Here is a 21,077-nt window from a genome sequence, read left to right as displayed (position 1 = left end):
GGAGGGACGACATGAAGCTGATTCTCACCGCTGACGTGGAAAACCTCGGTGCGCCCGGCGACACCGTTGAGGTCAAGGACGGCTACGGCCGTAACTACCTGCTCCCCCGCGGCCTGGCCATCGTCGCCACCCGTGGCGCCGAGAAGCAGGTCGAGGGCATCCGTCGTGCGCAGGAAGCGCGCGCGGTCCGTGGCCTCGACCACGCCAAGGAGCTCAAGGCTGCCATCGAGGGTCTCGAGGGTGTGTCGCTGTCGGTGAAGACCGCCGGTGACTCGGGCAAGCTGTTCGGTTCCGTCACCGCGGCCGACGTTGCAGGCGCCATCAAGGCTGCCGGCGGCCCGGTCGTCGACAAGCGCAGCCTGGAGCTGCCGAAGGCCCACATCAAGGCCACCGGCAAGCACCAGATCGTGGTCAACCTGCACCCCGAGGTTGCTGCCAAGTTCCACCTGAACGTCGTCGCCGCCTAGTCGACACGTTCGGTCGAAGGGCCCCGCGGACTCCTGGTCCGCGGGGCCCTTCGCGTTGTTGGGGACGGCTTGTGGATAGATTCGCCACCCGGTGCCATTTCTATGACCTGAGTCATACTCTCGTTGGACGTTTGTTTACCCAACACGCCCGGCTTGTCAACTTGGCCGACACGCCGAGAGAACTTCAATCCACAGGGTTGTGAAATCGAAAAGTGTCATCTACCTGCGAATTGTTGAGTGTGATGTTCATCGATCCACAGGTTGTCCCCAGTTTTCCCCAGCCGGTTAACACTCGAGGGTTCTGCGTCCCCAATTCATCCACAACTGTGTACACAGGCCGGTTTGATGTGGGCTCCTCGAGACCCCTAACGTCGCTGCGAGCATGTCTCTCGAGGCGCCCGCGGGGCGGCCGGGATTTGTCGGGGGACGCGAGTACAAAGAGAGTGCAGGACGCCGCCCGGACCTCGGTTCGGGAGGCGTCGCGGGCTCGTTGCGGGGAAGGACGGTCGCGTTGGCGGTTGTAGATGATCGAGGCCACTCCGAGTACCCGGGACCCCCGGAGGAGCCCAGCGAGGAGTTCGGCCGGCAACCTCCGCACGACATGGTCGCCGAGCAGTCGGTGCTCGGCGGCATGCTGCTGAGCAAGGACGCGATCGCCGACGTCCTCGAGGTGCTGCGCCCGGGCGACTTCTACCGGCCCGCACACCAATCCGTCTACGACGCGATCCTCGACCTCTACAGCCGAGGCGAGCCCGCCGACCCGGTGACGGTGTCCGCGGAACTGGATCGCCGCGGCGAACTGCGCCGCATCGGCGGCGCCCCCTACCTCGTGACCCTCACCCAGACCGTCCCCACCGCCGCGAACGCCGCGTACTACGCCGAGATCGTCGCGGAGAAGTCCATCCTGCGTCGCCTCGTCGACGCCGGCACCCGCATCGTGCAGTACGGCTACGCGGGCTCCGACGGCCAGGACGTCGCCGAGGTGGTCGACCGTGCGCAGGCCGAGATCTTCGAGGTCACCGAGCGGCGCACCACCGAGGACTTCATGCCGCTCGAGGAGCTGCTGCAGCCCACGATGGACGAGATCGACTCCATCGCCAGCCGCGGCGGCATCTCCCTCGGCGTGCCCACCGGGTTCAGCGAACTCGACGAGATCACCAACGGTCTTCATGCAGGTCAGATGATTATCGTGGCGGCTCGTCCGGGCGTCGGCAAGAGCACTATCGGCATGGATTTCATGCGGTCGTGCTCGATCAAGCACGGCATGGCGAGCGTCATCTTCTCGCTGGAAATGAGCAAGACCGAGATTGTGATGCGTCTGCTGTCGGCGGAGGCGAAGATCAAGCTCTCGGACATGCGCTCGGGCAAGATGACCGACGACGACTGGACGCGCCTGGCGCGGCGGATGAGCGAGATCAGCGAGGCCCCGCTGTTCATCGACGACTCCCCCAACCTGACGATGATGGAGATCCGCGCGAAGGCCCGCCGGCTCAAGCAGAAGCACAACATCCGGCTGATCGTGATCGACTACCTGCAGCTGATGTCGTCCGGCAAGAAGGTCGAGTCCCGTCAGCAGGAAGTCTCGGAGTTCTCGCGAAGCCTCAAGCTGCTAGCGAAGGAACTCGAGGTTCCGGTGATCGCGATCTGTCAGCTCAACCGTGGTCCCGAGCAGCGCACGGACAAGCGCCCCCAGGTTTCCGACCTCCGCGAGTCCGGCTCGCTCGAGCAGGACGCCGACATGGTGATGCTGCTGCACCGCCCCGACGCCTTCGAGCGGGACGATCCGCGCGGTGGTGAGGCCGACATCATCCTCGGCAAGCACCGAGGCGGTCCGACGGCCACCATCACCGTCGCGCACCAGCTGCACTACTCGCGGTTCGTGGACATGGCGCGGGGGTAGTTGCCGCCGCCGCGCGCGAGCTGCCCGCCGGAACGCCGCGGGAGGCCCGCCGTAGGCCCGCGCGGTGAGAGGCTGGGGTCATGACCGTGGTTTCCGGGGACTTCGAGCTGACGATCGAGGAGCTGCGATGTGTCGCGCGGTACGTGGTGGAAAGCGCTGAGGAAGTCCTGCCGGTGTTCGAGGCCGTGAGTCCCGATGACCCGCGGCCCCGTGCAGCCGTCGATGCGGCGTGGGAGTTCGTCAACGGCGCGAGGAGGACCAATCTGCAGCGCCGGACGTCGCTGGACGCACACCGGGCGGCGAAGGAGGCGCCCACCGAGGCGGCCCGTCTGGCCGCTCGCGCTGCCGGCGACGCGGCGTCCGCCGCTTACCTCCACCCGATCGCGAAGTCTCACCAGGTCGGTCACATCCTGCGCGCCGCTGCAAGTGCGGCGCGCATCGGTGAGTTGAACGCCGGCGACGATGCCGACGTGGGGAACGAGCTGATCGAGCGGGCGCGGCAGCGCGCCACACTCACGTTGACCGACGTGCTCGGCCGGTATCCCGCCGCTCAACCGGGGAAGGGCCGCGTTGCGGAGCTGATGTGTGCCCTCGACGCCGCTCTCCGCGCGACGAGCCGGTAGGGCCGGGACGCGGGATTCCGACCCGATGACGCGGCCGCAGGCGCCACGCCGCCCCCCTTCGCCGGCCCGGGAAACCCGTCCGGGACTCGTCCGGAGCCAGTGGCTTGGCAAGCTGATCCGGGGCGGCCTGACAGCTCCGGGAGGCGCTGCATGTGTGGTGCCGGTAGGCCCGCCGAGACGCTTCAATATGCTGGGTGCGCACACGCCGTTCTCCGCCATACCGGCATATGACGTGCGTCTCATCCAGCCCGGCGTCCCACCGAGCACGCCAATGAGCCAGAAAGACAGAGGAACGCAGTGAGCACAGCGGAACTGACGCAGTGGAACTCCGAGGAAGCCCTCGCCGAAGCGATGATCCCGATCATCGGCGGTCTGCACCGTAAGCACTCGGTGACCATTCTGCTGCACAGTCGCTCGTTGGTGAACAAGTCGGTCATCAAGATCCTGAGGACCCACCGCTTCGCCCGACAGATTCGTGGCGACGAGCTCTCGGTCGAGGAGACCTTCCCCTTCCTGGAGGCGCTGACCGACCTCGATCTGCGGCCGTCGAAGATCGACCTCGGTCTGCTGGTGACCGCGTACCACGCGCACGGCGCCGGTGTGCCGATCCCCGAGTTCGTCGCGGAGAGCCTCGCCGACCTGGTCGGTGGCGCCCAGACGAGCCCCGCGCGGCCGCAGGACGTCGTCCTCTACGGCTTCGGCCGTATCGGCCGTCTCGTGGCGCGTCTGCTCATCGAGAAGGCCGGTTCGGGCAACGGCCTGAACCTGCGTGCCGTGGTCGTCCGGAAGGGTGGCGAGGACGATCTGGTCAAGCGTGCGTCGCTGCTGCGTCGTGACTCCGTCCACGGTCAGTTCAACGGCACGATCAAGGTCGACGAGGCGAACAACGCCCTCATCGCCAACGGCAACGTCATCAAGTTCATCTACAGCAACGATCCGACGACGGTCGACTACACCGAGTACGGCATCGACAACGCGATCCTGATCGACAACACCGGCATCTGGCGTGACCGCGACGGGCTGTCGAAGCACCTGCGCCCCGGTGTGGCGAAGGTGGTGTTGACCGCGCCCGGCAAGGGCGACGTCCCCAACATCGTGCACGGCGTCAATCACCGCGACATCGATCCGGACGAGCGCATCGTGTCGTGCGCGTCCTGCACCACGAACGCGATCGTCCCGCCGCTGAAGACCATGGACGACGAGTTCGGCGTCCTGCGTGGCCACGTCGAGACTGTGCACTCGTTCACCAACGACCAGAACCTGCTGGACAACTTCCACAAGGCCGACCGTCGTGGTCGGTCCGCGCCGTTCAACCTCGTCCTCACCGAGACGGGTGCGGCCTCCGCGATCGCGAAGGCGCTCCCGGATCTGAAGGCCAAGATCACCGGCAACTCGATCCGCGTGCCCACGCCGGACGTGTCGGTCGCGATCCTCAACCTTCAGCTCGGCCGCGAGGCCACCAAAGACGAAGTGCTCGAGCACCTTCGTCAGGAGTCGCTGACGGGTGTGCTGAGCCGCAACCTCGACTACACCGCGGCAACCGACGCCGTGTCGAGTGACTTCATCGGCTCGCGGGCGGCATGCATCATCGATGCGAACGCCGCGATCGTCGAAGGCGACACCGCGATCCTGTACGTCTGGTACGACAACGAGTTCGGCTACTCGTGCCAGGTGGTGCGCACCGTGCAGTACCTGTCGGGCGTGGAGTACCCCATCTACCCGACCGTCGACGCGGCCGTTGCCGCCGAAGTGGTCGCCTAGCGTCCCGGGTCCGCGTCACGACCCACCGGATCGCAGCTTCGTCCGGACGGGATGCGGGTGATCATTCGCCGTGTTCACTCGCATCCCGGCCGGCCACGAGCCTGGCGGACCCCCGCGGTCAGGGCACGTCGGATCGAAGCCCCGTCCAGCTCCTGTCGACGTAGAAGCGTCGGCGGTCTGCGCTGTCGAGCGAGTTCACCGTGGGCGTCGGGTCCGCGTGCCATAGTGAGCGGATGCGGTCGACCTGCTCGCTATACATCGATGCCGGGTACCTGCTCGCCTCGGCTGCGACCCGGGTCACCGGCACCTCGCTCCGCGGTGGGATCCACGTCGACTACGCCAAGCTCGTCAGTTCACTCGTGGACGCGGCGCAGGCCCGGTCGGGACTACCGGTTCTGCGCGTGCACTGGTACGACTCGGCTCGCAACGGTGTTCCGGATCCGCAGCAGGAGCGCATCGGCGAGCTCTCCAAGGTCAAGCTCCGGCTGGGCCGGTTCGGGGTCAACGGCGAGCAGAAGGGTGTCGACCTGCGGATCGGCCTCGATCTCGTGGCCCACGCGCGCAACGGTGCCTCCGACGTGTTCTTCCTCGTGTCGGGTGACGACGATCTGACAGAGGCAGTGGACGAGGCGCAGGTCCACGGAGTCCAGGTGGTGGTGTTCGCCGTGCCGTCCGCCGAGGGCAAGCCGCACGGCGTGAGCCGGCACCTGGTGCGGGCGGCGGACGAACTCGACATCATCGAGGGCGCCGCGGTCGACGACGCCGTCCTCAAGGTCGATCGACAACCGGTTCCCGAGCCCGTTGCGCCGGAGACGGTGTCGGCGACACCCGCGACGGTGGCGGCGGCGCGGCCGACCCGCACCCCGCTCGATCTCGTGTCCCTCCCGCACAGCCCGGCACCGGCGCGGCCGACCAGCGTGCTCGCCTACAGCGTCTCCACCGGGTCTCAGGCGCAGGCACTGCCGGGATACGGCCACACCGAGAACCCCGAGCACGACCGGTTGATCGACGAGGTCGTGATGCGAGTCATCGCCTCGTTCCAGGAGAGTGCCACTGCTGCAGACCAGTTGGAGCTCCTGCGGGCGAAACCGTCGATCCCCCACGACATCGACCGAGCTCTTCTGCTCGACGCCTGCGACGTGATGCAGAAGTACGACCTGGACGAGGGGATCCGATACCGCTTGCGAGCGCGCTTCTGGGAGAGGTACGACGAGTCCTGAACCGCGGTGGCTCTACTCCCGGTTCAGCGTCGCCTCCTCGAGATCGAGCTCGCGCAACACCTGGCGCAGCACGTCGTCGTCGATGCGGCCGGTGTCGCGTTCGGCGATGAAGACGCCGCGCTCGGTCTCGAGCATCTGCAGACGTAGTGCGCGGAAGGCGGCGGATGGACTCTCGCCCAGCTCCGCATCGCTGCGGCCCAGTCGTTCCCATGCCGCGTTGGCGCGGTGTTCGCTCCACGCCCGCAGAATCTCCGCCGCGCGCTGCCGGACGGCGGCCGGGTCACCGTCGGTGTCGGCGACCAGCTGGTCGAGCACCTCCGTCGCGGCCCGCGCCGCCTTGTCCTGTGCGGCGGCGAGGGTGACTGCGTCTCTGCGGCGTTCCTCGGAATTGTCGACTCCGAGGCGAGTGATGAGCCACGGCAGGGTCAGCCCGTGCAGCAGCAGGGTGCCGACCACGACGACGAACGTGATGAACAGGATCATGTCGCGTCCGGGGAAGGGGGCGCCCGAGTTGACCGTGAGCGGAATAGCGAAGGCCGCGGCCAGCGAGACCACGCCGCGCATCCCGGACCATGCGAGTACGAACACCGCTCGCAGGCTCGGCGCAGGCTCCCGCTCGCGGATGCGCGCGGACATCATGCGGGGCAGGTAGGCCGCGGGATACACCCACACCACCCGCACCAGAATCACGGTGGCGAGTACGGCCGCGGACGCGCCCACCACCTCGATCGCACTGCGATCGTGCAGTGCCCGTACGACGCCCGGCAGCTGCAATCCGATCAGGAGAAACACGAACGACTCGAGGACGACGTCGACGGCCTTCCACACCGCGGTGTCCTGTAGGCGGGTCGCGTAGCCGGCACTGGTCGACCGCTGGCCGAGATACAGCCCGGCGACGACGACGGCGATCACCCCGGAGCTGTGGACCTCCTCGGCGGTCAGGTAGGCGACGAACGGGACGATCAGGCCGATCCCGCTCTCCATCACCGGATCCGAGAGCCGAGACCGGATCGCGGCGACGACCACTCCCACCACGAAGCCGATCAGGGTTCCGCCGATCGCGGCGCCGAGGAACGTGCGGACTCCTTCCAGGAGTGTCACTCCGGTGCCGATCGCCGCGGCGAGCGCGACCCGGTACGCGGTGAGCGCGGTCGCGTCGTTGAGCAGGCTCTCCCCGCCGAGCAGCGTCATGATTCGCCGGGGCAGGCCGAGTCGGCGTCCGATCGCACTGGCGGACACGGCATCCGGTGGGGCCACCACCGCCCCGAGCACCAACGCGGCGGCGAGCGGGAACTCGGGAATGACGAGGTAGGCGACGAGCCCGACGACAGCCGTGGTGGCCAGCGGCAACCCGATTGCGAGCAGCGCGATGGGACGCGCATTGCGGCGCATCGCCGGCGACGAGCTGTCGAGGGCAGCGGAGTAGAGCAGGGGCGGCAGCACCGCGTACAACACGAGATCGGGATCGAGCGCGGTGTCGGGCAAGCCCGGGATCTGCGATCCGGCCAGGCCGACCAGGACCAGCAGCAGCGGCGCCGACCAGTTCAACCGGCGCGCGACGGCGGCGGTGAGCAGCGCCACCACCGCGACGGCGAGCAGGGCCACGTTCACGGCGGTTCTCCGTCCGACGTTTCCGGTGTGGATATCGCTCCTTGAAGCATGCAGGATGGGAGGTGATGAAGAGAGCACTCCGACGTGCGGCGGATGCCATCAGGGCCGGATCCTCGGATCCGGCCACCGGCACGTCGTGCGTGGAGCTTGCGGAGGCCACCGGCGCGGACCCCGCGGCGAGGACGCCCGGTCGCTGCGAGGAGTGTGCGGCGCTCGGCGAACAGAACTGGGCGCACCTGCGGATGTGTCTCACCTGTGGGCATGTCGGATGCTGCGATTCGAGCCCACATCGGCACGCGACCGCGCATTTCGCGCAGACGGGACACCCGGTCATGCGTTCCCACGAACCGGGTGAGACGTGGCGGTGGTGCTACCGGCACGCGGAGATGGGCTGATCGTCTCCGACTCTTCCGTGGCGTCCGCGAGCGTGGTGTTCTGGATAGGTCACTGCCCCGGTCTCGGGGACCGGGGCGGATTACTCGACTGTCGAGGAATACGCCATGACGACGATCCATCTGCACGAGAAGACGACCGCGACACCGGAGGAGTTCTTGGCCGGTCTGACCGATTTCGGGCCCGGTCGCGGGGAACTGTTCGGCAACAGCACCGACGGGTATCTGAAGGTGCACAGCGAGGGCCCGCACGACGCGGACGTCACGGAGGGCTCGAACGGCATCTGGGAGCGCCTCCACTACGACTGGACCGATCCCCACCGGGTCGTGATGACGACGACGGACTCCAACCTGTGGGGCGGTGCCTCGGGCCACGTCTACACCCTCACCCGGGAGCCCGACGGGGAGACCGATGTGGACGTGGTGGTGGTCCGGGACGGCAAGAACCTCCGCGGCAAGCTGCTCGCGGGCGTGCTCAGTGCCTTCGGGTCCCGGGTGCTGGGCGGTCAGTTGAAGAAGTCCATCGAGGCCATCGAAGCGCGCAGCCACGGCGCGGGTGAGGCGGGCACGCCGCCGGCGGAGGGCTGAGTCACGCCACCGGCGCCCCGTCGGCGGCGTCGGGCACATCGGCTCGTCTCGGCAACAGAAGTGGCGTCGCGAGAAGCAGGAGGCCGGACGCGGTGATCGCCGCGAGCGGACTGGTCAGCGTGGCCAGGACGCCCCAGGCCGCGACGAGGGCGGCCTGGGCGAGTCTGCTGCTGACGCTCCACGCGGTGAGGACCCGCGCGGCGTGATCGGCGGGGGTGCGGCGCAGGCGTTCGGTCGCGTTGACGGGGTTGAAGACGCCCATGCAGACGATCAACAGGCTCTCGACGACGATCACCGTGAGCAGGCCGGTGACGCCGGGTCGGACGAGCGCGAGGCCCAGTGGAAAAACGGAGCGCAACCAGCCGGAGACGGTCATCACCCGGTGCCGCCCGTAGCGGGCGACGAGACGCGCGGAGAGGCGGGCGCCGACGAGACCCCCGAGCGCCGGGACGCCGAAAGCGAGTCCGTATTGCCAAGCCGGGAAACGATATTCGTCCAGAAGGAGAACCGTCAGAACGGGAACGGCGGCCATGATCAGACCACCGACCGCGACCGAGTTGAGGAACAGGCAGCGCAGGACACGGTCGCGGAGGATGAATCGCCACCCGGCCAAGAGGTCGCCCGCACGCATCACCGCGATCGGATCGCGGTGATGCTCGACGTCGTCCCCACGGATGCGGCGGATTCCGAGCGCGGACAGCAGAAAGCTGAGGGCGTCGACGGCGACGGTGACGACCGGTCCCAGCAACCCCACCAGCGCCCCGCCGAGCGGTGGCCCCATCGCGGTCGCCACCCAACTCGTCCCCTCGAACCTGGCGTTCGCGACGAGGAGATGCTCGCCGCGGACGAGGTGTTTCAGGTAGGCCCCGGAGGCGGCGGTGAAGACGATGCCGGCTGTACCCGACGCGACCGAGACGATCAGCAGTTGTCCGTAGGTCAGCACACCCAGGGCGTACGCGAGGGGCACGCTCGCCGTCGCGAGGAACCGGGTCAGATCCGCCGCGACCATCACCGGCCGCTTGGCGCGGCGCTCGACCCACGGTGCCAGCGGGACCGCGGCGAGCGCGGCGACGGTGAGTCCGGCGGCTTCGAGTAGCGAGACGGCGAAGGCCGTGGAGTGCAGCACCTGCACCGCGATGAGGGGAAATGCCCCGAACGCGATCCAGGTGCCGTAGGTGCTGACCGCGTAGGCCGACCACAGCCGGCCGAGGTTGCGTCGCGACGACCCGTCCATGCGCCTCCTCTCCGACAACCGACCCGCGGGTCTCGAATGAGAACAGCTGCGTCCGTGCCGGATCAAACAACGCGGGAAGCGGTGCGCCACAACGTTCGGTTGTGCGGGCATAGGCTCGGAAGATGGACACCGAGGGCTTGCGTTCGTTCGTCCGGGCCGCCGAGCTCGGGCAACTACGGCATGCGGCTGACGAACTGGGGGTGACTCAGCAGGCCGTCTCGAAGCGGATCGCGGCTCTCGAGCGCGAGCTGGGCGTCCGACTGTTCACCCGCACGCCTCGGGGCGTCCAGCTGACGCTCGACGGCCAGGCGTTCCTCTCCCATGCGCGGGGCATCGTCGCGGGCGTCGACCGGGCGGTCGCCGCGGTGAGGCCCGGGTCGCGGGCGCTGCGCATCGACGTCCTCGGGCTGAGGTCGGCGCAGGCCGTTGTCCTGCACGAGTATTGGCGGATGCACCCCGACGTCGAGCTCGACGTGGTGACCCTCAAGGTCGACGACCCGCGGGTGGCGGTGGCCGCCGTCGAAGCGGGTGAGATCGACGCTTCCTTCCGCTCGGTCACCGATCCGGCGATGTTGCCACGCGACGTGCGGATGATCCACGCGTTCGACTCGCCGCTCGAGCTTCTCGTCGGGCCACGGCACCCACTGGCCTCCGCACGGACGCTGACGCCGCCGCAACTGCGTCGGCATCGGATCTGGGTGCCGGGAATCGTGCCCGGCAGCGAATGGTCGGAGTTCTACGATCAACTCGCCACCGCGTTCGGCCTCCGCATCGACGCCGCCGGTCCGAACTTCGGCAACGAGGTTCTCCTCGACACGCTCGCCGACTCCGCCGACGTTGCCACCCTGATCGCCGCGCGCGATCGGTATCTCTGGCCGGTGCACTACGATCTGCGGCGAATTCCGATCGTGAATCCAACTCTCGCATACCCGATCTCGCTCCTCATGCGGGCTACCGGCGCCCACCCGGCGCTAAGCGGGATCGTCGACCACCTGAGCGCTCTGACGCCCCTCGCCGTGGGCGCCTGGCGACCGTCCTGGGCGCCGGCTCCCCGCGGAGTGGACGGCACGGTCGCCTACCGGAGTCCTACCGACCGGCCACCGAGATCCGTCGGTACCCCGTGACCTACTTCGGTTCCCTTCGGCGCACCATCTCGTCGATCCAGACCGGCGCGAAGGGCGAGGTGCAGTTCGGCAGCGTCGGATAGTCCTTCAGGACTTCGAGTCTCTCGCCGATGTCGATCGCCCGCGCCCGGAGTTCGCGGTGGTGGATGCCGATGGTGGCCAGGCACTCGTTCATCGCCCACTGCAGGCGCTCGGGGGCGTCCTTCATTCGGGTCTCGATGGTGTCGAGTAGTCCGGAAAGATCGAGCCCCTCCGGCGATTTCGCGACACGATCGCTGGTGAGCGTCCATCCGGCGGCGGCGACGGCGGGGTCGGGATCGGCGAGCCACGCGGTCCGCAGTTCTTCGACATGCGCGTTCTTCTTCACGACGTTGCTCACGAGCCATCCGTGCACCTTGGGGACCCGCGCATCGCGGAGCATGGCATCCAGTTCCGCTGCGCTGTAGGCCTTGGGGCGGCTGATCAGGATCGCGACGAGCCGGGCCGCGGTGTCGCCCGTCCCCCACAGCTGCCCCGCGAGGGCGTGCTGCGTCTTCAGGCGCTTGGCCACCGCCCGCAGCGCGGTGAGGTTGACGCCGTGATCGTCCCCGTGCCGTTCGTTGACCGCACGGATCTTCGGATCCTCGAGGGCTGCCAGCTCGGCCAGTATGTCGTCGACCGTCGTCTCCGGTGTCGTCGTCACAACCGCCTCCTTCCCCTCGATCCAGCGTACGGGCCGCATGTGGCGTTTGCGGCGATTGCCCGGGCGATGGACGCGGCACTCGATACGGTGGACACGACTCGGCCGACAGGGAGGACCGACCTTGACCAGGCGCATACTGCACGTCGTCAGCAACGTCGCGCACTACGACGATCCCTCCGAGCCGACCGGCTTGTGGCTGTCGGAGCTGACCCACGCCTGGGAGGTATTCGAGAAGCGCGGGTTCGAGCAGCGCATCGTCAGCCCCAGGGGTGGGCGTTCGGCGCTCGAGCCACGCTCGCTCAAATGGCCGAACATCGATGCGACGGCGAAGGCGTGGCTGGCCGACGAGGCCCGCATGGCGTTGCTGGCGGACACGGCGCGACCGGACGAGATCGACACCGCGGACTTCGACGCGATCTATCTCACCGGCGGACACGCCGTCATGTGGGATTTCCCGGACAGTCTGGGCCTGCAGCGCCTCACCTGCGACATCTGGGAACACGGCGGGGTCGTGTCCTCCGTCTGCCACGGCTACTGCGGCCTGCTGAACGCGAAGCTGTCCGACGGCACGCTGCTCGTCGCGGGACGCCGGCTCACCGGCTTCTCGTGGCGGGAGGAGGTGCTGGCCAGGGTGTCGAGGAAGGTGCCGTACAACGCGGAGGAGGAGATGAAGCAGCGCGGTGCGCTCTACGAGCGGGGCACGCTGCCCTTCACCTCCAAGGTCGTCGTCGACGGACGTCTGGTGACCGGTCAGAATCCGCAGTCGGCCGCGGCCACGGCCGAACAGGTCGCCGCGCTGCTCTGACGTCACGAAACCGACGTCACGAAACGGACGCCACGAAACCGACGCCGCGACGCGGAGAGCGATACCGAGAGCCCGGACTACCGGCCCCCGAAAAATAATTCTCCGCACCTGTCGATCCGCCGTCTTCCCGTTCGACGTCCTGGATGAGAGGGTCGATTCGCGACCCCGGACGAAGGAGCGGACACATGAAGTACATGCTGATCATGCGCGTCACCGACGAGGCGATCGAGGCGTCGAAGGACATCCCGTTCGAGCAGATCATCGAGGACATGGGCAAGTACAACGAGGCGATGATGAAGGCCGGTGTGCTGCTCGCCGGCGAGGGTCTCTCCGACGCGCAGGAAGGCTTCGTCGTCGACTTCACCAGCGAGACCCCGCTGGTGACCGACGGCCCTTACGGTGAGACGAAGGAACTGTTCAACGGCTTCTGGATCCTCGAGGTCGCGTCCAAGGAGGAGGCCGCCGAGTGGGCCAAGCGCGCTCCGCTCGGACCCGGAACCAAGCTCGAGGTGCGCCGGGTGACCGGCCCCGAGGACTTCCCTCAGGACAACGAGTGGATCGAGAAGGAAGAGGGCTGGCGCGAGGAACTCGAGAACCGCAAGGCCTGACCGTATGCCCGACATCCCGACCGAGCGTCGCGCGGAACCAGCGGAGTCTGCGCGACGCTCCGTCGCGGCGGTGTGGCGGATCGAGTCCGCCCGCATCGTCGCGACACTCACCCGCATGGTCGGTGACTTCGGCCGCGCCGAGGATCTCGCGCAGGACGCACTGGCCGACGCGCTCGCACAGTGGCCACAGACGGGTGTCCCCGCCAACCCCGGCGCGTGGCTGACGGCCGTCGCGAAGCGCCGCGCGATCGACGGCTGGCGCCGGCAGGAACGGTACGACGAGCGTCTCGCCGCGATCGCCCACGACCTCGGGACGGAGGAGGATCCCTCGTCGGACGAGTTGCCGTGGGACCCCGACCGGATCGACGACGACGTCCTGCGGTTGGTGTTCGTCTCGTGCCATCCGGTGCTGTCCCGCGAGGCCCGGGTTGCATTGACGCTCAGGGTGGTCGGCGGCCTGTCGAGCGAGGAGATCGCCCGCGCCTTCCTGGTGCCGACGTCGACGGTGCAGCAGCGGATCGTGCGGGCCAAGAAGACCCTGGCCGCCGCGAAGGTGCCGTTCGCGGTGCCCGAGCGCACCGAGTTCGCGGAGCGGCTGGGAACGGTGCTCGGGGTGCTGTATCTCGTGTTCAACGAGGGGCATTCGGCGAGCGCCGGCGACGACTGGATGCGCCCGGAGCTGAGCCGGGAGGCGCTGCGGCTCGGCCGGGTGCTCGTCGAGCTCGTGCCGCGCGAACCCGAGCCGCACGCGCTGGTTGCGCTGATGGAACTGACGGCGGCCCGGTTCCCGGCCCGGCTCGACGCGAACGGTGACCCGGTGCTGCTCGCCGACCAGGATCGACGACGTTGGGACCGGGGCGCGATCACGCGTGGCCGGGCCGCTCTCGCCCGCTCCGACGAGCTGGGACGCGGCCGCGGTGCCTACGCGCTGCAGGCGGCGATCGCGGAATGCCATGCGGTTGCACCGTCCGTGGACGACACCGACTGGGAGCGGATCGTGTTGTTGTACGCGGCGCTGGGGAGGCTCGCGCCCTCCCCCGTCGTCGACCTCAACCGGGCTGCCGCGGTGGCGATGGCGTCCGGGCCCGGTGCGGCGCTCGAGATCGTCGACGGTCTCGTCGCGGACGGGCGGCTCGCCGGATACCGGTTCCTGTCCGCGACCCGCGCGGAACTCCTCGTTCGCCTCGGCCGGAACCGGGAGGCGCGCGCGGAGTTCGAGGCGGCGGCCGAACTGACAGCCAACGTCCGGGAACGGAAGAGGCTCGAGGACAGGGCGTCCGAATTGCCGAGCGCGTGACGATGCCGGGAGTGTGCACAGCCGTGATGTAACGCGTCCGGTCGACCGCCCGACTTCCTCCATGACGTGACGCGCGGACCGGGGGCTGTCCACGTGTCTTCCGTGAGTCGGGTTTGGGGAGTGGACATGGCTATTCACGGCTTTCTCGAGCGGCACCGCGGCGCGACGCGGGTGCTCACCCCGATCGCACTGGGGGTGGCGTTGCTGGTGGTTCTGACGTGGGCGTTGTGGTCCTCCCCGCCGCGCACCATGGACACCGCGCTGACGGCGTCGACCACCGATTGCCACGACATGGTGACCTTGTCGATCGCGGGACGCGGTGACACGCCTCGCTCCGGCACCACGAAGATGCTCGTCGACGCGAACGGTCGGGAGTTGCCGGCGGCCTCGGCGGACGACTACGTCAGTGACTGGATCGACCAGGCGTCAAATGCGCCGCTGAAGGCGGTCGCGCCGGGCTCGTACGCCGCGATGTACATCGCCTACCCGGCGGACATGGCCAGCTACGAGAACGCCGTGACCACCGGTGTCGCGAACACCGAATCGGTGATCAAGGCGATTCGGGCGTCCTGCCCGGACACCAAGTTCGCGATCGTCGGCTACAGCGAGGGCGCCGACGTGGCCCGCCGCGTCGCGATGAACGTCGGCCACCAGGACGCGAGCGCCGAAGGCGGTTACGGCATCGTCGATCCGGCGAACGTGGTCGGGGTCGTCATCCTCGCCGATGCCGGTCGCGCGGAGGGGCAGGGCCCGTTTCCCGGTGCGAAGAACCCGTTCACCAATCCGGACGGCTTCGACGTGAAGTACCAGAACGGCAGGAACCCGGTCCCCGGTCAGGGTGTGACACCGGATACCGGGGGCTCCGATTTCGGTGCACTGGCCGGTCGCATCGCGTCGTTCTGCTCGGACGGTGACCTCACCTGTGCAGCGCCGCAGAACATCTCGTTGTTGCAGCTGGTGGTGAACGTGGGCCGACAGCTGAACATCGACGCACTCGAGCGGGAACAGTTGACGCCGGCCACCGGCGTCGACGTCGCGACGGTCCTTTCCCGGATCGCGCTCGACGCCTTCGCGCACATCCAGGCGCAGCCGGACTGGATGCAGAACGACGAGACGTTCCTGGACGTATTGCTCACGGTGTCGAATCCGTCGTACACCCGGCCCACCGCGCCGCCGACCACGACGACGAAGCAGTCGGAGACCGGTACCGACAACGCAACCACTGATTCGGACATCTCGACTCCCGTTTCGGGAGAGACGGATTCGATCCAGGTCGAGAAGATGTCACCGCTGGCGTACCTGCCGCAGAAGCTGTTCAAGGAGATCGTCGGTCTGATCGTGACGAACCAGAACACGATCCCGGTGATCATGAGCGATCCGTACCAGCTGACGTTGGGTCCGGATGTCGGGCACCACTTCGACTACTGGCGCGACGCCGACCAGGCGAACGGTAAGCCGCTCACCTCGGCGGACTACGCGGCTGCGTGGCTGACCCACCTCGCGAAGCAGGCTCAGAACGGACAGCAGGTGAATGCGGCGGCCAAACCCAGTGCGGCGGAACTGGCTGCGGCACTGAACGAGGTCACGTCCTCCGCGGCCCCGTCCTCCACAGCACCGTCCCCCGGGACCCCGTCCTCCACGCAGCCGAGCGCTTCGGCCGGACAGCCGCCGGCGGCCACCACGGCCGCCTCGCCCACCCCGCAGGCTCCCGCGCCCGCTACGACACCGGAGGTTGTGGTGCCCGAGACCACGACAGCTGGGACGGAAGATGTTTCGTCCCCGGCGGATGCGTCCACGTCGGCCCCGCAGACCACCACCGTGGCCCCGACGACGACGTCCAGCGCAGCCCCCACACCGAGCGGCTAGCTGTCGCGGGTTCGCACGGCAGGCCCCGATCGTTCATTCGTGAACGGTCGGGGCCTCCGTCACGGTGACCAGGCCGCCGTGCGTGGACTCGTCGAATGCCATGAGCGCCACCGACAGGTGCAGGGGCTTCCATGCGCCGTCGAGTCCGCGGCACCGGATCACGCCCTCGACCTTCCGGTGCGCGAGATCCTTCGCCATCGCCCTGGCGAGAGGGAGATCGTCCGGGTGGATCGCCGGCTTCGGTTCGCCGACAGCGTTGCCCCAGGCGATCCCGGGCATCGGCTGGTTGCGCCACTTGATCAGGGTGAGGCGTTTCAGGTCGACGTATGCGTGGTAGTGGCCGGGGGCGAGCACCGCGTCGAGGACTCGGTGCTCGAGGATGACCGGCGGAGGTGCCGACGAAACGTGTTCGGCGGGACCGATGTCGTGGGTGACGCCGCGCAGGATGACCACGCGGGGAGCGTCCGGTTCCGGTCGTTCGTCGAGCATTCGGCACGAGAAGTGTGCGGCGCGTTCGACGCCGTCGTCGCGCCGCACCTTCCATACCGCCTGGTGTTCGGTGCCGGGCTCGGACTGCACTATCTTCGCGAGTGCCTGACCCTCGTCGTGGTTGGTGACCAACCTGTTGAACGCGCCCGACAGTGCCGCCTCGGATCTGCGGTCCTCGGGTGCCACCCCGTACAGATCGAACAGGTCCTCACTACCGCTCGCGGTTCCTGCCGTCAGGTTGAAGTGCCACGCGCCGACGGGATCCCGCCTCGGAAGTTCGTCCGAGACGCCACCGCGCCACAGGTGAATGCCGTGCAGGCGTCCCTCCGAGTTGAGCAGTGGCACGGCCACGATCCGGTGGTCGCCGTCGTCGGTGGTCCGGTCGATCGGTCGATCGTGCGGATCGGCCATGACCTCCAGCACCGTGGAACGGATGTCGTCGAGGGACCGGTTCCTCTGTCTGCGGCGAGTTTTGAAGTGACGATCGAGAGCGACGAACGGTTTGGGGGTCGACCCGAGACCGATCAGTGCAGGCTCTGCACCGCCGAAGGTGTCGATCAGCAACCACTCCGGTGTCATGCGTACTTTCATCCCCCCAGTTGTGATGATGTGAACCCGCTCCGGGAGGAGCGGCACGCGAGACCTGCCTACCGTGAGGCCAGGCGCTTGGCCGCGGGCAGCAGCCATTGGTAGCCGGGCCCGAGGATCCGGGTGACGACGTCCACCACGCGGGCGTCGGGACCGACGAGCACGCGTGGGCGTCCGCGTTCGACACCCCGCAGGATCGTCCGAGCAGCATCGGCAGGGTCTGTGCGGGCGATCCGCTGTTCGAACGACGCCACGACGTCGGCGTGGTCGACGCCCGCTGCAATGCGCGCCGTGCGTGCGATGGGTGTCCGCACCCCGCCCGGGTAGACGCAGGTGACCTTGACACGATGTCCGGCGCTCTCCATTTCCTGCCGGAGCGATTCGGTGAAGCCGCGCACCGCGAACTTCGCGGCGTTGTATGCGGAATAGCCGGGGGCGGCCATCAGCCCGAAGGCCGACGACAGGTTGACGACGTGGCCGCGTTCGGACTTCAGGATGTGCGGAAGGAACTCCTTGGTGCCGTTGACGACACCCCAGAAGTCGACGTTCACGACATGTTCGAGATCCGCATAGTCGGCGTCGACTACGTTGCCGCTGAAGAGGACCCCGGCGTTGTTCACAATGACGTCGACTCCGCCGAACCGTCCGACGGTGTCGGTGGCGAAGGCCGCTACCGCTGTTCGGTCGATGACGTCGAGTGCTGTGGTCGCGACGTCGGCGCCGATTCGGCGGCAGGTCTCGGCCGTGACGTCGAGTGCGGCGGAGTCGACGTCGGCGAGTGCCAGAGATGCCCCCGACTGCGCCAATCGCAAAGCCAGTTCGCGGCCGATCCCTGAACCCGCACCGGTCACCGCGACGACGCGACGATCGAAATACTCCACTGAATTCCCCTGTCCCCGACATCTTCGTGCCTCTGGTTGATTACCAGACAGCAGTCATGCCCGCATCCCGGGCGAATGTCGGGAAGGAGACGACCGCCGGACGGGCGATCCGCGTCGGGGTGTCGGATCGCACGCCCGGCGGCCGAACGGCTCGAGTGCTTGCGTGAAGCCACACGAGCCGAGTCGGTTCGGCGTTCTGTTCGATTCGCGTGACGAAGATGCAGAACGCCAAGAGGGTGACATGCCGGTGCACGATGCGCTACAGGCAGACCCGACGTGGACAAGGCTGCAGGAGACCCCGTATGGAGTGCGCTGTTGGCACTGTAGGCGAGCGTCCGATGATGTGGCAACAACGGCGGCGTGTCGGCGGTTTTCGGGGATCGGGTGGTGACGCCGAACGCGTTCTGCGTCACCACCCGACCACGGCCCGCCAGGTCGGGGGTCCGGGAGGCCGTGGGCCGTCCGACGAATCGGCCGGCACTTCTGAACGCTAGTGGGGCCTCGTCCGGGGCTGTAGGGGGATTTGCCCCGTGGTGGCGGGTGGCCGCGCCGTGGGGGTCCCCGGCGGCGTCAGCTGTTGGGGGCGGCGTCGGATTCGGGGGCGAGGGTGAAGTAGTTCTCCTCTTCCTGGACGAAGTGCAACCGCAGCAGCGCGTGCAGTCCGTACAGGCACGCCAGTAGGTCGTCGACCTGGTCCGGGGTGATGCCGCCGGCCCCGTCGGCGCGGGTGAGGTGGGTGCGCAACCGACGGGCGAGGCGGTCGATCTCGGCGTGCATGCGGCTCATCGTCGCCGTCGCCTCCGCGTTGCCGAGGGGCGTGGCGAGCGCCGGATACAGCTCGCGGTCCTCAGCCTCCTCGTGGGGCAGGAGGGTGTCGAACAGGAAGGCGTCGACGCGGCGAAGCGCGGCGTGGGCGGCCTCGAGATCACCGGTTGCGAGCAGGTCGGCGGTGTCGCGCAGGATCGTGAGTTGGTCGCGGAGCTCGTCGTGCTCGGCGGAGAACCGATGCAGCATCGCCTCGGTGTCCTCGGGCAGCGGAACCTCCTCGGCCCGATCGCCGCCCAGCGCGCGCAGCGCGTTGAGGATCACCGCCACGTCGATGCCTTCCTGGAGCAGCGCACCGACCGCGGGTGGTAACAGGCCGAAGGCGGCGAAGCCCATGGCTACCAAGGACAATCCCATGCCGACGGCCGCGCTCTGCACCGCGATCCGCCGGGAGCGTCGCGCGATCGCCATGGCGTCCGCGAGGTGGTCGAGACGGTCCGTGGTGAGCACGACGTCCGCCGCCTCGGAGGTCGCCGTCGACCCGCGGGCGCCCATTGCCACGCCGACGGTCGCGGCCGCCAGGGCGGGTGCGTCGTTGACCCCGTCGCCGACCATGACGGTGACCGCTCGCTCCCGTTCCGCCCGCACCCCCGCCACCTTGTCGGCGGGGCTCTGTTCGGCGCGGACCGCGTCGAGGCCGAGGACCGCCCCGATCTCCTCCGCCGGTTCGCGGCGGTCCCCGGTGAGCATGACCAACCGGTTCAGGCCGGCGGCGCGGAGGCGCCGGAGGGTGCGGGAGGCGTCGCGGCGCACCGGGTCGATCAGCAGGATCGCGCCGGTCAGCCGGTCGTCGACGGTGACCCAGGCGACTGCCGCCCCGTCGAGGACGGCCCGTCCGTGCGCCGACCGGGCCCAGCCCGGAGCATCGTCCGGCAGGTTCAGGGTGCCGACGCTGACGCGATGTCCGTCGACGGTGGCGGTCACTGCGGTACCGGCCTCCTCGTCCACGTCGGTCGGCAGGGACAGGTCCAGGCCCCGCACCTTCGCCTCCTGCACGATGGCCTCGGCGAGCACGTGCGGTGACAGCTGATCGGCCGACGCGGCCAGGCGCAGCACCTCGGAGGTGTCACCGCCGGGCGCGGTGAGCACATCGGTCCCGGTGGGTCGGCCGGTGGTGAGCGTGCCGGTCTTGTCCATCACCAATGTGGTTGCATGCCCCAGATTCTCGAGCGCCCCGCCGTTACGGACCACGACGCCGCGGCGCGAGGCGCGGGACAGACCCGACACGATCGCGACGGGCGCGGCCAGCAGCAGTGGGCAGGGTGTGGCGACGACGAGAACGGCGACGGCGCGGGTCGCCGAGCCGCTGAGTAGCCAGGCGGCACCTGCCACGGCCAGCGCTACGGGTAGGAACCAGCCGGCGATGCGGTCCGCGACCCGGACGACGGGAGCGCTCTCGGCGGCGGCATCCTGGGCCAGGCGCACGATTCCGGCGTACGTACTCAGGTCCGCGGTGGTGCGCGCCTGCATCTCGAAAGCGCCACCGGCGTCGACCGTTCCGCTGCGAATCGCCTCGCCGCGTCGGCGCTGCACGGCGAGCGGTTCGCCGGTGAGTACGGACTCGTCGAGAACCGCCACCTCCGAGGTGACCCAGCCGTCGACGGGCACCACCTCGCCGGGACCGACGACGAGGGCGTCGCCGGCAACGACGGCTTCGAGCGGGACGGTCTCGACGGTGTCGCCGACCCGGCGTCGCGCGGTCCGTGGCGCATGGTCGAGCAGCGAGCGCAGGTCCTTGGTGGCGCGTCGTTCCGCGGCCGCGTCGAGGGCCTGGCCGGTCGCCAGCATCACGCCGATCAGTGCGCCCGCCAGATACTCCCCCACGAGAAGCGTGCCGACGAGCGAGAGCACGGCGATGAGATCGACGCCGACACGGCGGTGACGAAGGGCGTCGACCACCCACCACGTGGCGGGCACGATCGCGACGACGGTCCCGGCGATCCAGCACGCATCCGAGACGTCGCGCGCCCCCGAAAGCCAGGCGATGCCACCGGCCACGAGGGCTGCGAGCGTGACTGCCAGTAGGGCGGGTTCCCGCAGGCGGCGCAACAGTGCACGCCGCCTGGATCGTCCGTCGGACGCGGCATCCACCATGACGCTCCCAGGCTCTCGCGAT

The 21,077-nt window shown here is 68.7% G+C and carries 18 protein-coding genes; 12 read left to right on the top strand and 6 right to left on the bottom strand.

The window, feature by feature from the left end; genetic code table 11:
• The first annotated feature begins 11 nt into the window (after positions 1–11).
• The 5 genes from rplI (at position 12) to A6I89_RS10840 (ending at position 5,971) form a co-directional block, all read left to right on the top strand.
• Positions 12–467: a 50S ribosomal protein L9 gene (gene rplI / locus A6I89_RS10860; protein ID WP_005516770.1), complete on the top strand. Its 456-nt coding sequence runs from the start codon at positions 12–14 to the stop codon at positions 465–467.
• Positions 468–978: 511 nt separating this feature from the next.
• Positions 979–2,367: a replicative DNA helicase gene (gene dnaB / locus A6I89_RS10855; protein ID WP_005516772.1), complete on the top strand. Its 1,389-nt coding sequence runs from the start codon at positions 979–981 to the stop codon at positions 2,365–2,367.
• 80 nt (positions 2,368–2,447) lie between these two features.
• Positions 2,448–2,990, top strand: coding sequence for a putative immunity protein (locus A6I89_RS10850; RefSeq protein ID WP_013417611.1), 543 nt, complete (start codon positions 2,448–2,450; stop codon positions 2,988–2,990).
• Between the two features lie 297 nt (positions 2,991–3,287).
• Positions 3,288–4,751 carry a glyceraldehyde-3-phosphate dehydrogenase gene (locus A6I89_RS10845; protein WP_005516774.1) on the top strand — a complete coding sequence of 488 codons (1,464 nt, stop codon included), beginning with the start codon at positions 3,288–3,290 and terminating at the stop codon, positions 4,749–4,751.
• A gap of 233 nt (positions 4,752–4,984) precedes the next feature.
• On the top strand, positions 4,985–5,971 hold the full coding sequence (locus tag A6I89_RS10840) for an NYN domain-containing protein (protein WP_022598549.1): 987 nt from the start codon (positions 4,985–4,987) through the stop codon (positions 5,969–5,971).
• A gap of 12 nt (positions 5,972–5,983) precedes the next feature.
• Here the strand turns inward: A6I89_RS10840 and A6I89_RS10835 are convergent, their stop codons facing one another.
• Positions 5,984–7,582 (bottom strand): Na+/H+ antiporter, encoded by a 1,599-nt coding sequence (locus A6I89_RS10835; RefSeq protein ID WP_022598547.1) that lies wholly within the window; start codon positions 7,580–7,582, stop codon positions 5,984–5,986.
• 65 nt (positions 7,583–7,647) lie between these two features.
• Between A6I89_RS10835 and A6I89_RS10830 the strand changes: the two genes are divergently transcribed.
• Together A6I89_RS10830 and A6I89_RS10825 are read left to right on the top strand one after the other, a co-directional pair.
• A complete protein-coding gene (locus A6I89_RS10830) occupies positions 7,648–7,977 on the top strand; it encodes a UBP-type zinc finger domain-containing protein (RefSeq protein ID WP_022598545.1) in 330 nt (109 codons plus the stop codon).
• 105 nt (positions 7,978–8,082) lie between these two features.
• On the top strand, positions 8,083–8,562 hold the full coding sequence (locus tag A6I89_RS10825) for a hypothetical protein (protein WP_022598543.1): 480 nt from the start codon (positions 8,083–8,085) through the stop codon (positions 8,560–8,562).
• 1 nt (position 8,563) lies between these two features.
• Here A6I89_RS10825 and A6I89_RS10820 read toward each other — a convergent pair whose 3' ends face one another.
• Positions 8,564–9,796, bottom strand: coding sequence for an MFS transporter (locus tag A6I89_RS10820; protein ID WP_022598541.1), 1,233 nt, complete (start codon positions 9,794–9,796; stop codon positions 8,564–8,566).
• 122 nt (positions 9,797–9,918) lie between these two features.
• Between A6I89_RS10820 and A6I89_RS10815 the strand changes: the two genes are divergently transcribed.
• Positions 9,919–10,920 (top strand): LysR family transcriptional regulator, encoded by a 1,002-nt coding sequence (locus A6I89_RS10815; protein ID WP_022598539.1) that lies wholly within the window; start codon positions 9,919–9,921, stop codon positions 10,918–10,920.
• 1 nt (position 10,921) lies between these two features.
• On the opposite strand, the gene A6I89_RS10810 is transcribed toward A6I89_RS10815, so the two are convergent.
• Positions 10,922–11,641: a DNA alkylation repair protein gene (locus A6I89_RS10810; protein ID WP_044991491.1), complete on the bottom strand. Its 720-nt coding sequence runs from the start codon at positions 11,639–11,641 to the stop codon at positions 10,922–10,924.
• 82 nt (positions 11,642–11,723) lie between these two features.
• On the opposite strand from A6I89_RS10810, the gene A6I89_RS10805 reads away from it, so the two are divergent.
• From A6I89_RS10805 to A6I89_RS10790, 4 genes are all read left to right on the top strand, one after another.
• The gene (locus tag A6I89_RS10805; RefSeq protein ID WP_022598535.1) at positions 11,724–12,407 is read left to right on the top strand and encodes a type 1 glutamine amidotransferase domain-containing protein; all 684 of its coding nucleotides are present in this window, start codon (positions 11,724–11,726) and stop codon (positions 12,405–12,407) included.
• A 185-nt stretch (positions 12,408–12,592) separates the two neighbouring features.
• Complete coding sequence (locus tag A6I89_RS10800; protein WP_005516784.1) at positions 12,593–13,015, top strand: YciI family protein; 423 nt, start codon at positions 12,593–12,595, stop codon at positions 13,013–13,015.
• Between the two features lie 4 nt (positions 13,016–13,019).
• A complete protein-coding gene (locus tag A6I89_RS10795) occupies positions 13,020–14,312 on the top strand; it encodes an RNA polymerase sigma factor (protein ID WP_022598533.1) in 1,293 nt (430 codons plus the stop codon).
• A gap of 126 nt (positions 14,313–14,438) precedes the next feature.
• The gene (locus A6I89_RS10790; protein WP_022598531.1) at positions 14,439–16,178 is read left to right on the top strand and encodes a cutinase family protein; all 1,740 of its coding nucleotides are present in this window, start codon (positions 14,439–14,441) and stop codon (positions 16,176–16,178) included.
• 33 nt (positions 16,179–16,211) lie between these two features.
• Here A6I89_RS10790 and A6I89_RS10785 read toward each other — a convergent pair whose 3' ends face one another.
• The 3 genes from A6I89_RS10785 to A6I89_RS10770 all read right to left on the bottom strand — a co-directional run bounded on the left by A6I89_RS10785 (position 16,212) and on the right by A6I89_RS10770 (position 21,055).
• On the bottom strand, positions 16,212–17,246 hold the full coding sequence (locus A6I89_RS10785; RefSeq protein WP_022598529.1) for a GAF domain-containing protein: 1,035 nt from the start codon (positions 17,244–17,246) through the stop codon (positions 16,212–16,214).
• Between the two features lie 68 nt (positions 17,247–17,314).
• Positions 17,315–18,136, bottom strand: coding sequence for an SDR family NAD(P)-dependent oxidoreductase (locus A6I89_RS10780; RefSeq protein WP_022598527.1), 822 nt, complete (start codon positions 18,134–18,136; stop codon positions 17,315–17,317).
• A gap of 570 nt (positions 18,137–18,706) precedes the next feature.
• Positions 18,707–21,055: a heavy metal translocating P-type ATPase gene (locus tag A6I89_RS10770; RefSeq protein WP_044991490.1), complete on the bottom strand. Its 2,349-nt coding sequence runs from the start codon at positions 21,053–21,055 to the stop codon at positions 18,707–18,709.
• Positions 21,056–21,077 lie beyond the last annotated feature (22 nt).

Source organism: Prescottella equi, assembly GCF_002094305.1.
Classification (GTDB): domain Bacteria; phylum Actinomycetota; class Actinomycetes; order Mycobacteriales; family Mycobacteriaceae; genus Prescottella; species Prescottella equi.
The sequence above is the reverse complement of the archived record's forward strand: the minus strand, read 5'-3'. Positions and strand labels throughout refer to the sequence as shown.

Bases quoted from the DNA above. Each gene is read 5' to 3' on its own strand.
- rplI (WP_005516770.1), top strand. From the start codon at position 12: ATGAAGCTGATTCTCACCGCTGACGTGGAAAACCTCGGTGCGCCCGGC.
- A6I89_RS10850 (WP_013417611.1), top strand. From the start codon at position 2,448: ATGACCGTGGTTTCCGGGGACTTCGAGCTGACGATCGAGGAGCTGCGA.
- A6I89_RS10840 (WP_022598549.1), top strand. From the start codon at position 4,985: ATGCGGTCGACCTGCTCGCTATACATCGATGCCGGGTACCTGCTCGCC.
- A6I89_RS10830 (WP_022598545.1), top strand. From the start codon at position 7,648: ATGAAGAGAGCACTCCGACGTGCGGCGGATGCCATCAGGGCCGGATCC.
- A6I89_RS10825 (WP_022598543.1), top strand. From the start codon at position 8,083: ATGACGACGATCCATCTGCACGAGAAGACGACCGCGACACCGGAGGAG.
- A6I89_RS10820 (WP_022598541.1), bottom strand. From the start codon at position 9,796: ATGGACGGGTCGTCGCGACGCAACCTCGGCCGGCTGTGGTCGGCCTAC.
- A6I89_RS10815 (WP_022598539.1), top strand. From the start codon at position 9,919: ATGGACACCGAGGGCTTGCGTTCGTTCGTCCGGGCCGCCGAGCTCGGG.
- A6I89_RS10810 (WP_044991491.1), bottom strand. From the start codon at position 11,641: ATGCGGCCCGTACGCTGGATCGAGGGGAAGGAGGCGGTTGTGACGACG.
- A6I89_RS10800 (WP_005516784.1), top strand. From the start codon at position 12,593: ATGAAGTACATGCTGATCATGCGCGTCACCGACGAGGCGATCGAGGCG.
- A6I89_RS10795 (WP_022598533.1), top strand. From the start codon at position 13,020: ATGCCCGACATCCCGACCGAGCGTCGCGCGGAACCAGCGGAGTCTGCG.
- A6I89_RS10790 (WP_022598531.1), top strand. From the start codon at position 14,439: ATGGCTATTCACGGCTTTCTCGAGCGGCACCGCGGCGCGACGCGGGTG.
- A6I89_RS10785 (WP_022598529.1), bottom strand. From the start codon at position 17,246: ATGACACCGGAGTGGTTGCTGATCGACACCTTCGGCGGTGCAGAGCCT.
- A6I89_RS10770 (WP_044991490.1), bottom strand. From the start codon at position 21,055: ATGGTGGATGCCGCGTCCGACGGACGATCCAGGCGGCGTGCACTGTTG.